Source organism: Maribacter sp. Asnod1-A12, assembly GCF_045063735.1.
GTDB lineage: Bacteria > Bacteroidota > Bacteroidia > Flavobacteriales > Flavobacteriaceae > Maribacter.
This window is the reverse complement of the sequence record NZ_JBEFNZ010000006.1, coordinates 3,185,129-3,199,717: the sequence shown is the minus strand read 5'-3', so window position 1 is coordinate 3,199,717 and position 14,589 is coordinate 3,185,129. Positions and strand designations below refer to the sequence as shown.

Annotated in this window: 13 protein-coding genes; 11 read left to right on the top strand and 2 right to left on the bottom strand. The window is 32.5% G+C overall.

The window, feature by feature from the left end; genetic code table 11:
* Positions 1-58 precede the first annotated feature (58 nt).
* From ACJJVP_RS13710 to ACJJVP_RS13675, 8 genes are all read left to right on the top strand, one after another.
* Complete coding sequence (locus ACJJVP_RS13710; RefSeq protein WP_405414385.1) at positions 59-1,114, top strand: glutaminyl-peptide cyclotransferase; 1,056 nt, start codon at positions 59-61, stop codon at positions 1,112-1,114.
* The gene (locus tag ACJJVP_RS13705) at positions 1,114-1,503 is read left to right on the top strand and encodes an acyl-CoA thioesterase (RefSeq protein ID WP_405414384.1); all 390 of its coding nucleotides are present in this window, start codon (positions 1,114-1,116) and stop codon (positions 1,501-1,503) included. Before ACJJVP_RS13710 ends, ACJJVP_RS13705 begins: the two co-directional genes overlap by 1 nt.
* Before the next feature lie 27 nt (positions 1,504-1,530).
* Positions 1,531-3,075 (top strand): hypothetical protein, encoded by a 1,545-nt coding sequence (locus ACJJVP_RS13700; protein ID WP_405414383.1) that lies wholly within the window; start codon positions 1,531-1,533, stop codon positions 3,073-3,075.
* Positions 3,076-3,220: 145 nt separating this feature from the next.
* Positions 3,221-3,952, top strand: coding sequence for a LytR/AlgR family response regulator transcription factor (locus ACJJVP_RS13695; RefSeq protein ID WP_405414381.1), 732 nt, complete (start codon positions 3,221-3,223; stop codon positions 3,950-3,952).
* 136 nt (positions 3,953-4,088) lie between these two features.
* Complete coding sequence (locus ACJJVP_RS13690; protein ID WP_405414380.1) at positions 4,089-4,265, top strand: hypothetical protein; 177 nt, start codon at positions 4,089-4,091, stop codon at positions 4,263-4,265.
* A gap of 91 nt (positions 4,266-4,356) precedes the next feature.
* Positions 4,357-6,414, top strand: a complete 2,058-nt coding sequence (locus tag ACJJVP_RS13685) for an ATP-binding protein (RefSeq protein WP_405414379.1) — start codon at positions 4,357-4,359, stop codon at positions 6,412-6,414.
* 56 nt (positions 6,415-6,470) lie between these two features.
* Entirely contained in the window at positions 6,471-7,139 is a 669-nt protein-coding gene (locus ACJJVP_RS13680; protein ID WP_405414378.1) for a histidine kinase, read from the top strand.
* A 155-nt stretch (positions 7,140-7,294) separates the two neighbouring features.
* On the top strand, positions 7,295-7,933 hold the full coding sequence (locus ACJJVP_RS13675) for a hypothetical protein (RefSeq protein WP_405414377.1): 639 nt from the start codon (positions 7,295-7,297) through the stop codon (positions 7,931-7,933).
* 29 nt (positions 7,934-7,962) lie between these two features.
* Here ACJJVP_RS13675 and glyA read toward each other — a convergent pair whose 3' ends face one another.
* Positions 7,963-9,237, bottom strand: coding sequence for a serine hydroxymethyltransferase (gene glyA / locus ACJJVP_RS13670; RefSeq protein ID WP_405414376.1), 1,275 nt, complete (start codon positions 9,235-9,237; stop codon positions 7,963-7,965).
* Positions 9,238-9,485: 248 nt separating this feature from the next.
* Here glyA and ACJJVP_RS13665 point away from each other — a divergent pair, with 248 nt between their 5' ends.
* Complete coding sequence (locus tag ACJJVP_RS13665) at positions 9,486-10,670, top strand: hypothetical protein (protein WP_405414375.1); 1,185 nt, start codon at positions 9,486-9,488, stop codon at positions 10,668-10,670.
* Positions 10,671-10,699: 29 nt separating this feature from the next.
* Here ACJJVP_RS13665 and ytxJ read toward each other — a convergent pair whose 3' ends face one another.
* The gene (gene ytxJ / locus ACJJVP_RS13660; RefSeq protein WP_405414374.1) at positions 10,700-11,092 is read right to left on the bottom strand and encodes a bacillithiol system redox-active protein YtxJ; all 393 of its coding nucleotides are present in this window, start codon (positions 11,090-11,092) and stop codon (positions 10,700-10,702) included.
* 158 nt (positions 11,093-11,250) lie between these two features.
* Between ytxJ and clpB the strand changes: the two genes are divergently transcribed.
* Both clpB and ACJJVP_RS13650 read left to right on the top strand, forming a co-directional pair.
* Complete coding sequence (clpB, locus tag ACJJVP_RS13655) at positions 11,251-13,851, top strand: ATP-dependent chaperone ClpB (RefSeq protein ID WP_405414373.1); 2,601 nt, start codon at positions 11,251-11,253, stop codon at positions 13,849-13,851.
* Between the two features lie 112 nt (positions 13,852-13,963).
* Positions 13,964-14,557 carry a TetR family transcriptional regulator C-terminal domain-containing protein gene (locus ACJJVP_RS13650; RefSeq protein ID WP_405414372.1) on the top strand — a complete coding sequence of 198 codons (594 nt, stop codon included), beginning with the start codon at positions 13,964-13,966 and terminating at the stop codon, positions 14,555-14,557.
* Positions 14,558-14,589 lie beyond the last annotated feature (32 nt).

Sequence of the window (14,589 nt, the reverse complement as noted above, 5' to 3'; positions counted from 1 at the left end):
TAACAAGAAAGCATTCTTGCACTTTTAAACTAGATTAATTTTAACACCCATTTTCTTAATGAAAATTATCAATTATTTCTGTATCGTTCTTATTACCAGCTTATTTACTGCTTGCGGTAGCGGTAATCAAAAAGCATCTTCCCTATTTGAAATTAGCCTTGAAAAGAATGTTAATCAAGTAAATCAAAACCAAGAAATTGGAATTAGTATTAAAAATAAAAAAGAAAAAGAGATAGAGAATGTTCAATATAGTATCGATGGAACCATAATTCCTTTAAAAAATGATAAAATTCTTATTAATATACCAACTCTAGGTAACAAAGTATTAACCGCAAAAATTACTTTTGACGACCAAACAGTTTCGATTAACAAGAATTTAAAAGTACTTTCTGAGAAAGCTCCAGAAATATACACTTACACTATAATTAATGAATACCCTCACGACACCAAAGCCTATACACAAGGTTTGGAATTCTATAATGACACCCTATATGAATCTACAGGTAAAAACGGACAATCTTTCTTAAGGAAATTAGATTTCAAAACAGGTAAGGTATTTGAGCAAATAGATTTAGACGAAACTTATTTTGGAGAAGGCATCACTATCTTAAAAAATAAAATCTATCAGCTTACATGGAAAAGTGGATTAGGCTTTATTTATGACTTAAAATCTTTTAAAAAGTTAGACAATTTTCAGTACGGAAAAAGTCGCGAAGGCTGGGGTTTAACCAACGACGGTTCCAAAATTTTCAAGAGTGACGGAACTGAAAAAATTTGGTTTATAAACCCTGAAACCATGACCGAAGAAGGTTATATCGAAACCGTTACCAATTCTTCAATTTTTAACTCTGCAAATGAGTTGGAATATGTTGCGGATAAAATATATGCGAACGTTTATCAAAAACCAAGCGTAATGATCATTGATAGTAAAACTGGAGCTATTGAAGGCGTAATCAATTTTAGCGGATTAAGCGACATCATAACTGAAACCGAAAATTGGGATAAAGCCAATAATGTGCTCAATGGGATTGCCTATCACCCAGAGCGTAAAACATTTTTTGTTACTGGAAAATTCTGGAATAAATTGTTTGAAGTGCAAATACAGAAAAAATAATGAATGCATTTCAAAAAAATATCGTTGTTTCAAGTGACGATATTGACGATTTAAATCACGTAAACAATGTGCGATATGTACAATGGATCCAAGATATATCTAAAGAACATTGGCAGGTAACAGCTACTTCAAAAATGCAGCAAGAAGTAATCTGGGTGGTACTTAGTCATCACATAGAATACAAAAGAGCTGCACTTTTAAATGACCCTATCATAATATCTACAAACATTGAATCTAGCTCTGGGGCTAAATGTATAAGAATTGTAGAAATGATACATGGTAAGAGCAAAAAACTATTGGTCAAATCAAGTACAGAATGGTGTTTATTAAATAGTAAAACTTATAGACCTGTTAGAATACCCGAAGAAATTAAAGAAATTTTCCTCTAACTTAGGTACCATAAAAGATTGGCAAACGTGCGTAATAGAATCTTAATTACCTTTTCTATTTTAATTTTTATTCTATGGGGTACTTCTTGTAGAAAGAATTTTGAATATACGCCTAGCAACGGTAATCTATCTTTCTCTAAAGACACAGTATACCTAGATACCGTATTCGCAAATATAGGCAGTAGCACTTACACTTTAAAAGTCTATAATAACACCAAAGATGATATAACCATACCCAATATTTCTTTAAGAAATGGTTTAGAAAGTTTTTATAGATTGAATGTTGACGGAGTGGCAGGTAAGGAATTTAACAATATTCCTATGTACGCAAAAGACAGCCTATTCATTTTGATCGAAACAACTATTGATATTACAAACAACTCTTTAAACGAGCTTTTATATACCGATGCCATTCAATTTGATACCGAAGCCAATAAGCAGACTGTAGAATTGGTAACATTAGCAAAAGATGCTATTTTTCTTTTCCCTGAAGGCAATGATGAGAACTCAACCGAAAATATCATTCTATATAATGATGAGTCTGGTTTACCCATCACAGTTGAAGGATTTGAACTAAATGAAGAACAGCTTAACTTTACAAATGACAAACCTATTGTCGTTTACGGTTATGCCATAGTTCCAACAGATAGCGAGCTTATAATAAATGCAGGTTCTCGACTACATTTTCACCAAAATTCTGGTATGATTATACAAGATGGAGCCACCCTTACTGTAAATGGCGAACTAAGCGAAAACAAAGAACTATTAGAAAGCGAAGTTATATTTGAAGGAGATAGGTTAGAACCAGAATTTGAAGAAATACCTGGTCAATGGGGGGCTTTATGGATAAGTGCCGGAAGTAAAAACAATACGATAAACCACTTAACACTTACCAATGCTGAAATAGGCTTATATGTAGAAGGTAAAATAAATGAACCTGAAAACACCCTCAATATCTCAAATAGCAGAATTTATAATAATTTACGGCATAACCTTTGGACTAATAATGCCAGAATCGAAGCTTCCAACATTATATTAGGCGGATCAAGCAATTCATCATTATTTATTGAAAATGGTGGTAATTACTCATTCATACACGCAACCATAACCAATTACTGGAATAACGGATTTAGATTTTACCCTGCAATCACTATGAGCAATTCATCTACAACCTCAAATGAAATCGGATTTGATTTGATTAAAGCTGATTTTAAAAATTCCATAATCGACGGTAACAGTTCTAATGAATTAAGTCTTCTTTCTAACAACCTAAACACCTTCAATTTTAGTTTTCAGAATTGCTTTATTAAATATAATGCAGTTGCATCTTCTGCAAATGACAATTCGCTTTATAATTTTGAAAATTTAGACCATTACTCCAACATTCTTACAAATGGAGTTTTAGATTATTATTTTCCTTTTCAAAATGATTTTAGAATCGGATTAGATTCAGAAGTTGTTAATAAAGGTGATGTGAATACAGCAAATTCATCACCTTTAGATATTATAGGAGAGTACCGAATACCATTACCAGATCTAGGGGCTTTTCAAGCCAAAGGGAGAGAATTTTAAAAATTTAGTCTATTTTCATTGACAGATTTTTCGTTCACAAGCCTGATAAACACGCATTTTGTAAATATATCCTCGGTTTTTATAAGGAGATTCTAGGTCTACTTTTTCAAACCTATGTTTAATTTCGTAGTATACATTAAATTATTTGAATTATACCTACACCATAATAGACCCTGATGCTGTGTCAAATTTGCAGTTACATGCTTTTTTGGATGAATATGGTGACTTTGAATGTATAAACACTACAAGTAATCCTTCTGATGGATTAAATGATATACTCAAGTATTCACCAGATATTGTCTTTATCAACCTAAACAACGATTATTCATCGGTATTTTTAATGGTAACCGAGATTCATCAGTACATGAATCAATTACCTATTTTAATTGGTGTAGCATCTACAAAAAATTATGCTTACGATGCCATTAAAAATGGGTTCTTTGATTATTGGCTACAACCTTTTAATGAATTTGATATACGTAAATCATTATTGAAGCTACAAAAAAGAATGCCAAAGGAAAAAGCACCTGCTACATTATGCTTAAAGTCTTATAATGACTTTCAATATCTTAATACAAATGACATTCTTTATTTAAAAGCAGACAATAATACCACCGAATTTTTCATGCAAGATGGTACAATTATAAATGCATTTAAAACGTTAAAGACCTTTGAAAGCTCCCTGCCTAAGAACTTTATGCGCATTCATCAAAGCTATATAGTTAACACAAGTTATGTTTCTCGAATAAACTTTGGCAAATCTATTTGTGCATTGAAGACAATTAATGAGAACATTCCTTTCTCAAAATCGTACCGTGAAAATATGAACAACCTAAAAATCATACTTTCAAAAAATACCATTTCAAATCTAAATTAAAGAATTCTTTCAAAACTAGGTCATATACTCACAGAACTCGGCTATTGACTTATCTAATAAGATTCATTACTTGTTTGTTTTAAATGAATATTACTTTGGTAATATAATAAACCAAAAACCCCTAAAAACACACAGTATGAAAAAAATTACAAGTATTTTAGCAGTTGCGATAATGACTATAGGTATGGCAACATCAATTATTCAGAACACAGCTAGTGAATTTGACTTCATGAACGACATTTCAAAAGCTTTAACTTGTAATGATTGTGCTTTACCACCAGAAGATAGAAAACCGCCAAAAGGGATTGCATAAATAAAATTTACAAATACAAAAAAGCCTTTAACATGATTGTTAAAGGCTTTTTTTATACCTTGGTTTTTTCATCATCATAAAATCATTTTTTTTGAACAAGTCCTATTTTTATATATTCACAATCTTTCTACTTTGCCTAGCTTGTTCAAAAACAAAACCTGTAAAAGCACTTCAAGAAACATATAACACAAACGACAGTATCTCTGCTTGGATTTCTGAAAGTAATAAACTTGAGACTTCTAAAGAACAAAAATTAGTGTTACAATTAAAAGCTTTTAACCTAGCGAAAAATACAGATAGTGATTCTTTAAAAGCATTATATTTCTCTAAACTATCGTATAACCCAAATTTCATTACCGACAGTTTACTGTATCGTAAAATAAATAAAAACGCTATTTCCTTCAATACAAGAATTAATGATTCCATAGGTGTAGCAAACACATACTGGGATTTAGCTACCTACTTCAACAATAGAATTGTTAAGGATAGTGCATTTTTTTACTATGGAGAAGCACTAGATATTTTTGAAACTTCTGAAGACAAATTCAGTGCAGGGCAATTGCGGTTGAATATGGCAGTTATTCAAATGCAAATTAAAGACTATACAGGCAGTGAAGTAAATGCCGTAAAAGCTATAAAACATTTTAAATCGATTATAAATAACAAAAAACTATCTGATTGCTATAACCTTTTAGGTATTATTTTAAACGATTTAGAAGAATATGATAAATCACTTTCGTATTACAAAGAATCATTATTTTATCTAAAAAAGTCTTCTAAATCTAATATTGAAGAAGCCATTCTCATTAATAATATTGGAGTATTCTATAGGAACAATGAACAGTACCTGCAAGCGATTGAAAATTTTGAAGAAGTTCTAAGAATCAATAACTTATTCGTAAAAGACCCCACACTATATGCTAAGGCATTAAGCAATCTTGCCACTTCTAAATTATACAATAAAGACACCATTGATGTTGAAAGCCTTTTCATCAAAGCAATTGAAATTAAGCAGAAAGAAAATGACCTAGGTAGCTTATCCTCAAGTTATTATAATTACGCAGAATACAAGGCTTTCGCTAAAGACACTTTAAATGCTATATTCAAAGCCAAAGAATCCGAAAGGTTGGCCAATGCTGGAAATTCAAATGAACAGCTTTTAAAAACATGGCAATATTTAGCGGTTTTAGAAAAGGAAAATGCTACAAAATATTTCAAAAAATTTACTGCACTTAACGATAGTCTACAAAAAGAAGACCGTAAGCAGCAAAATAAATTTGCTCGTATACGGTTTGAAACCGATGAGTTTATTGCCGAAAATATAGAGCTTGAAAGTGAGAAAGAAATACTTTCGAAACAAAAACAAATTTGGATCGGTATTGCGACAGGTTTCTTTTTATTAGGCTTGTCTATTTACATCATTATCAATCAACGTGCAAAAAACCAAAAACTTAGATTCGACCAACAACAGCAAGCAAATAATCAAGAAATATTCAACTTAATGCTGACTCAAAAACAAAAAGTTGATGAGGTAAAAAGAATGGAACAGAAACGAATATCTGAGGAACTACATGATGGCATTTTAGGCAAAATGCTAGGTGCAAGAATGATATTAACTGGCTTAAATAAACGTTCTACCGACGAGGCAATAAAAGAAAAATCTAGAGCAATAGGTTCACTTCAAGAAATTGAAAATGAAATAAGGTCAATTTCTCACGAACTTAGCCATAGTGCATATCAAAAAATCAACAATTTCACAGATTCAATAGAAACTTTACTCTCTAACAACAAGAATAACAATCTTAAAACAATTTTCAATTTTAATGAAGATGAAAATTGGGATAGTTTAGACGGGGATATTAAAATTAACGCATATAGAATAATTCAGGAAACTTTTCAGAATGCACTAAAACACTCAAAGTGTACATGTTTCGAAATCACCTTTTATAGAAATGATGAAATGTTTAATGTTATCATGATAGATAATGGCAGAGGTTTTAACCTGAATAAAGGGAAAAAAGGAATAGGAATTAGAAATATAGCTTCAAGAATACACAAGCTAAATGGAACATTTCATATAGACTCTACAGAAGGAAAAGGTACTACCACCTCCTTAAACATTCCTGTTAAAATGAAACTAAAAAAATAACAAATAATAATAGCTAGTATTAAAACGTTTAGTAAATTACAATACAAGCGCAACTTATGAACACGGTACGAATTTTAGCGGTAGATGATCACGAAATGACAGCTCTAGGTTATAAATACATTCTTGAAGACTCTGATTTTTCAGATATTAATGTAAAAGTTGAAATTGCTACAAGCTTTGAGAAAGGAAAAAATAAAATAGAAATATCTAAACGTGCCATACCTTATGACATAGTCCTATTAGATATTCAATTATTCTCTCCAGAATCAAAAGACCCCAGAACAGGTATTGATTTGGGCGTTGTTGCAAGAAATGAAGTACCCGACACTAAGGTTGTATTCATGTCATCTTACAGTGACAACTATAGAATAAATAATATTTTTAAAACTGTAAATCCTGATGGATATATGGTTAAATCTGAAATTGATGAAATGTCATTAAAAGCAATGGTAGAAACTATTGTTAACGACTCTCCATATTATACCGCAAGTGCTTTATCTGCAATTCGTCGTAGAATGTCAACAGATATTGTAATTGACGACCAAGACGAAAAAATACTATATCATCTTTCTCAAGGAATACACACTAGAGACATCGCACCACTAATTGGCTCAGCCAACACGACCGTTGAAGCAAGAAAAAGACAACTTAAAGCTCTTTTCGATGTTAAGAACGGAAACGACTTAGCTTTGATCAATGAAGCCAAAACCAGAGGATTCTTATAAAATCCACACAAACATAAATAGCTACAAAACAACTAGTTAAAATCCTATTTTTAATTTTATAATAATATCCTCAGAAATTCAGAGGTTATCCTAGGCGAAAATATCGAGTGTTAAAAGTATCTTTATAATAAGGAATGCTATAAATTTTCACTTGTATGCCATTTAATTACGAAAATTTCATTAATAATTCGAAATTAGAATATACCAAAGAAATTATTGGTATTGATGAGTTTCTAAGGTCACTCGGTTTTCATTACTTTTCAAGTGTTAAACTTAATAACAAGCATATTACATTTAACTCTATTAGTTTAGTACTAGAAGTTACTTGTAATTTAGAGCTATTAGAATTGTTATCTCATTTTAATACTGGTAGATGGGGTGATAATGGTAAGAAAGATTCTCCTTTACAAGAGGCATTAGAAATTCTAAACATCAAGAATCGTTATACTATCGATATTGAAGAACTTACGTTTTTCTTAAATGATACAAGTATTGTCATAAAACGTATTTATAATAAAAGTATACCTTCTCAATTAAATGATATTTTAAAGCAAATCGCATTTAATTATGTGTTTTTAACAAGAGGGCTCAATCAAAAACCATATGAGATTTTCGTTCCTATATTTGAAGATATAATTGATAATATAGACGCAAACGAAAATCAAATAAATACAGCTCCTAAATCATATTCAGAATTTTGGGGAATTTACCTCGACAAAGACGACGAAGCATCTATTTATGATGTACACAAAAACACTTACGTAAGTGGAGATTTAGAGTTTTTATCTGAATAAAAACTCTAAATCTATTTTCACTTTTTTAATTATGCATTAAAGATTGGTCTTGTTTTCATCATTGCATTAACTTGACTTCTTACCTCTTTTATTATAGCTTCATTTTCAGGATTTGTAATCACCTGATCAATAAAATCTACTACTTTTTCCATATCACTTTCAACCAATCCCCTGGTCGTAATTGCAGCGGTACCAAAACGGATACCTGAAGTTACAAATGGCGATTTATCATCAAATGGTACCATATTCTTGTTCGCAGTTATATCTGCTAAAACCAACGCTTTCTCTGCATCTTTTCCTGAAATATCTTTATTTCTAAGATCAATTAGCATCATATGGTTATCAGTACCATCTGAAATGATATTATATCCACGTTCAACAAAAGATTTTGCCATTGCATCAGCATTTTTCTTTACCTGAGCTATATATGAAGCATAAGAATCTGTCAACGCCTCTCCAAAAGCAATTGCTTTACCAGCAATAACATGTTCTAAAGGACCACCTTGATTTCCTGGAAAAACAGCCAAGTCCAATAAAGCGGACATTTTTCTTAAGTTTCCATTTTTCAACTTAATCCCAAATGGATTTTCAAAATCAGTACCCATCAATATTAAACCTCCTCTAGGACCCCTTAATGTTTTATGAGTAGTTGTAGTTACAATATGACAATGAGGAATTGGGTTATTTAAAAGTCCCTTCGCAATCAATCCTGCTGGGTGAGAGATATCTGCAAGAAGTATTGCATTTACACTATCAGCAATCTTACGAAAACGCTCAAAATCCATATCTCTAGAATATGCAGATGCACCGGCGATTATTAATTTTGGCTGCTCTTTTGTAGCTACTTCTTGAATTTTGTCATAATCCAATCTTCCTGTTTCTTTATCAACACCATAAAATACCGGAGTATACAATCTACCTGAAAAGTTTACAGGAGAACCATGTGTTAGGTGGCCACCATGAGATAAATCAAAACCTAAAATTTTATCTCCTGGTTTTAAACATGCATGATACACAGCTGCATTTGCCTGAGAACCTGAATGCGGTTGCACATTAGCATATGCTGCACCAAAAAGTTCCTTAGCCCTATCTATTGCTAATTGCTCTACTTTATCTACTACTTCACACCCACCGTAATATCTTTTTCCTGGATATCCTTCGGCATACTTGTTTGTAAGTACAGAGCCTTGAGCCTCCATTACTTGCGGACTAGTAAAATTTTCAGAGGCAATCAATTCAATTCCGTTGATTTGACGTTGCTTCTCTTCTTCAATTAGATTAAAAATTGTGGTATCGCGTTGCATGGTACTTTATCTTTTAAATAAGTGGCAAAAATACAAATAGCACACCTAATGAAATATAAAAAAGAACATAAACACATAACTTTTTTATTAAAATAAGTTAATAACTATATCCTTTTTAGATGCTTATAATTTTCTGCTTTTATGCAGGTCATCGAAAATATACTATTCCTTATCCCTTTACGTTTAATTAAAACCCTTTTATGGCACGGCTGTTGAATAGCTATTATAAATTCTAAAAAATAATAGATATGAAAAAATTTCTACTATTTAGTTTTATCGGACTACTACTTGCATGTAGTGGTGTTAAAAAAACACAGGAAGCTCTTAATTCTGGTAATTATGAAACCGCAATCAATAAAGCGGTAATGAATATTGCAGAAAATAAGACCAAAAAAAGTAATCAGCAATATATAGTTCTTCTTGAAGAAGGGTATAAAAAAAATACCGAAAGAGAATTGCAACACATTAAATTTCTTAAAAAAGATGGCAATGCTGCAAACTATGAGGAAATCTATAATAGCTATGGCACGTTAAAATCTATTCAAGAGCGTATTCGTCCTTTACTACCATTATACATTGAAGATGAAGGTAGAAAAGCTGATTTTACTTTTGAAAATTACGATGATGATATACTTAACGCTAAAGCTGAGTTATCAGAATTCCTTTACTCCAATGCCATTGCGCAATTGAAGGATGGAAATTTTAAAACCGACTTTAGAAAATCTTATAACGATCTTAATTATTTAAATGAAATCAATCCCAATTATAAAGACGTTGTTGCTAAAATCAACGAAGCTTATGAAAAAGGGCTAGATTATGTAATTGTGGATATGATCAATAATACAGATCAGATTATACCAAAAAGATTAGAGGACGAACTATTAAATTTAAATACTTACGGATTAAATTCTAATTGGACAGAATACCATACCAATAGAATACAAAATCAATTGTATGACTACCAAATGGAGGTTTCCTTTCAAGATATCAATATTTCTCCAGAACAAATTAGAGAGAAACAAATTAGCAAGGAAAGACAAATTAAAGATGGTTACACCTTTGTTGAGGACCAAAATGGCAATGTGGTATCTGACAGTCTTGGTAACAGTATAAAGGTTGATAAGTTTAAAACCGTTAGATGTGATTTCTATCAATTTACTCAATTTAAAAGCGCTCAAGTAACAGGAGTGGTAAGCTTCATAGATTTAAAAAAGCAACAGAAGATAAACCAATACCCATTATCAAGTCAATTCGAATTTGAGCATATATATGCAAATTATGATGGAGATAAAAGAGCGCTAGATAATGACCTAGTATCTCTTTTACAACTTGCAAGGGTGCCATTCCCCAGCAACGAACAAATGGTCTATGATGCAGGAGAAGATTTAAAGAATAATCTTAAGACCATATTGAATACACAACGTTTCAACTAATAAAAAGCCCCGTAAATACGGGGCTTTTTTTATACATATTGTTCTAGCTTAATATCTGATATTGCACCATGCGAATCATGAATGACCACTACCCCATTCTTAACTATTAATAGCTGAGGAGATTGATGCATTACCCCAAATTCTGACGCTACTGCATTAGAAACATCCCTATTCGCTAACAAATCTAAAAAATACAGATCCATTTGGCCATCTTCAAGACCATAACTACTTTTAAACATATTTAGCACCATTCTGCTGATCCCGCAAGATGTGGAGTGTTTAAATATAACTTGGGGTCTAGCTTTAGACGCTTCTTTAATACTATTTAGTTGATCCACAGAATTTAGAGGAATCCAAGGAATTCCTGAAGAACTACCTTCATCTTCACTTTTAGAACCAAATAAACTACCAAATATTCCCATATAATTCTTAATTTAATATTGTCATTTCAACAACACACAACTGACTTATTGTCATTCAAATTTTCTAATTTACAGCCATTTTGTCTTGTAAATTCAATTGGTAAGATTGTTGACTATTACATATCAAAAGTATTACAATTAACTAAAACCGAAAGAAAATGAATATAAACAATTTTACTATAAAATCACAGGAGGCTATTCAACAAGCCCAGCTGATTGCCCAAAATCACGGGCATCAGCAAATTGAGAACGAACATTTATTTAAAGCCCTTACCGAGGTTGAAGAAAACGTAATGCCCTTTTTAATTAAAAAATTGGGAATTAACTTTTCTTTGGTTCAACAAATTATTGAAAAAGAGTTAGCTAGCTTTCCTAAAGTGGAAGGTGGCGATATTCAATTTTCAAGAGAAGCAGGTAAAACTTTAAACGAAGCAAGTATCATCGCCAAAAATATGGAAGATGAATATGTTTCTATAGAACACCTCTTTCTAGCTATTTTAAAATCTAAAAGTAAAATAGCCCAAATTTTGAAAGATCAAGGAGCAACAGAGAAGCATCTTATGGCTGCTATTAGCGAATTGCGTAACGGAGATAAAGTTACTTCTCAAAGTGCCGAAGATAGCTACAACTCGCTTAAAAAGTACGCAAAGAACTTAAATGAACTTGCGGATAGCGGCAAACTAGACCCGGTTATTGGTCGTGATGAGGAAATTCGTAGAATCCTTCAGATTCTATCGAGACGTACAAAAAACAATCCTATTCTTGTTGGTGAGCCAGGTGTTGGTAAAACCGCTATTGTAGAAGGTTTAGCACATAGAATAATTCAAGGCGATATTCCTGAAAATCTAAAGGATAAAGTAATTTATTCCCTAGATATGGGCGCCTTAATTGCAGGTGCCAAATACAAAGGAGAATTTGAGGAACGTTTAAAAGCCGTAATTAAAGAGGTTGTAAGTGCAGATGGTAATATTATCTTATTTATTGACGAGATACATACCCTAGTTGGCGCAGGTGGCGGTCAAGGAGCCATGGATGCTGCAAATATTCTTAAACCAGCCCTTGCAAGAGGTGAATTAAGATCAATAGGTGCAACGACATTAGATGAATACCAAAAGTATTTTGAGAAAGATAAAGCCTTAGAAAGAAGGTTTCAAAAAGTTGTCGTAGACCAGCCAGATACTGAAAGTGCCATCTCTATTCTTAGAGGTATTAAAGAGAAATATGAAGCGCACCATAAGGTTCGCATCAAAGATGAGGCGGTTATTTCTGCAGTAGAACTATCGCAACGTTATATTACCAATAGATTTTTGCCGGATAAGGCTATTGATCTTATGGACGAAGCGGCTTCTAAACTTAGAATGGAAATTAATTCTAAACCTGAAGAGCTAGATGTTCTTGATCGTAAGATTATGCAGATTGAAATTGAAATTGAAGCGATTAAACGCGAAAACGACAAGCAGAAGTTAAAGGTCTTAAATCTAGATTTAGCCAATATTAAGGAGGAGCGAAACGAAATTTTCGCCCAATGGGAGAGTGAGAAATCTGTTGTTGACAATATTCAGCAGACAAAATTGGATATTGAGAATTTTAAAGCCGAAGCCGAACGTGCCGAAAGAAATGGTGATTATGGTAAAGTAGCGGAAATCAGGTACGGTAAAATTAAAGAAGCGCAGGAAAACCTGACTAAATTGCAAGATGATCTTGCCGAGCAGCAACATGCAGGAACTCTAATTAAAGAAGAAGTTACTAGTGATGATATTGCTGAAGTAGTCGCAAAATGGACAGGCATACCAGTTACTAAAATGTTGCAAAGCGAACGCGAAAAACTATTAAAGCTTGAAGAAGTGCTCCATAAACGTGTAGTTGGTCAAGAAGAAGCTATTGAAGCGGTTTCTGATGCTATACGAAGAAGTAGAGCCGGTTTACAAGACTCTAAAAAACCTATTGGTTCGTTTCTTTTCCTAGGAACAACAGGTGTTGGTAAAACCGAGTTGGCAAAAACATTGGCATCTTATTTATTTGATGATGAGAATGCCATGACCAGGATAGACATGAGCGAATATCAAGAAAGACATTCGGTAAGCAGACTTGTTGGTGCACCTCCAGGATATGTAGGTTATGATGAAGGCGGACAATTAACCGAAGCGGTTCGTAGAAGACCATATTCTGTGGTGTTGTTAGATGAAATAGAAAAAGCACATCCAGATACTTTCAATATCTTATTACAAGTATTGGATGAAGGTAGACTTACAGATAATAAAGGTCGTGTTGCAGATTTTAAAAATACGATTATCATCATGACCAGTAATATGGGTAGTGATATCATTCAAGATACCTTTGAAAATGCAGTAGACGTTTATAGCGCAACTGAAGCTGCTAGAGTTGAAGTACTAGGTCTATTAAAGAAAACTGTAAGACCTGAGTTTATAAATAGAATTGATGACATTGTCATGTTTACCCCTCTAACAAAAGACAACATCAAAGAAATTGTAAGACTTCAACTAGATAGTTTAAAGAAAATGTTAGACCATCAACAAATTACTTTAGATGCTACAGAAGAAGCTATAGATTATTTGGCAGAGAAAGGTTACGACCCGCAATTTGGCGCAAGACCTGTAAAAAGGACTATCCAAAAAGAGGTTCTGAACAATATGTCCAAGGCTTTGCTAAGCGGAGAAATTAAAGCCGATAGCGTTGTATTACTTGACGCCTTTGACAATGGTCTAGTTTTTAGGAATCAAGAGGAAATTACAGTCTAAATTTTAAAAATTTGTTAGAAAAGCGTTCATATGAAATATATGAGCGCTTTTTTTTATGAACAATTTATACCATACAGTATAGATTATTTATCTTTACATAAAACAGTCTATTATGTCAACCAAAGCCGAAAGAACTACCGCATTCATTATTGAGACTGTCGCACCTGTATTTAACAAACATGGGTATGTAGGCACTAGTATGAGCGATTTAACCGACGCCACCAATTTAACTAAAGGTGCACTTTACGGTAACTTCGAAAATAAAGAGGCTCTTGCCTTAGCTGCTTTTGAATACAACAGAAGTTTATTGCTTACTGCTATTGATGAGCACTTATCAATTGAAGATAATACCATGGCTAAAATTGAAAATCTTCTTGACTTTTATAAAAAGTATGACATTTTTACAATGAAAATGGGTGGTTGCCCTATTTTAAATGTTGGTATAGACGCTCAACACAATAACAAACTACTTGCTGCCGCAGCAAAAGAATCCATTAAGGAAATTGAGGGCAAAATAGCCTTGGTCTTCGAAAACGGTATTAATAACGGAGAGTTTAAACTACCAGTTTCTCCACTACAGTTCTCAAAACAACTATTTACTATTATTCAAGGAGCAATTTCAATGGCTACCATTACAAAGGATCGTAAATACTTATTGAACACGGTTACGTATTTAGATATGCTAATCAAAAGAGAACTAAAGTAAATTTCAATACTATTCTTGATTCTTGGGTTTCT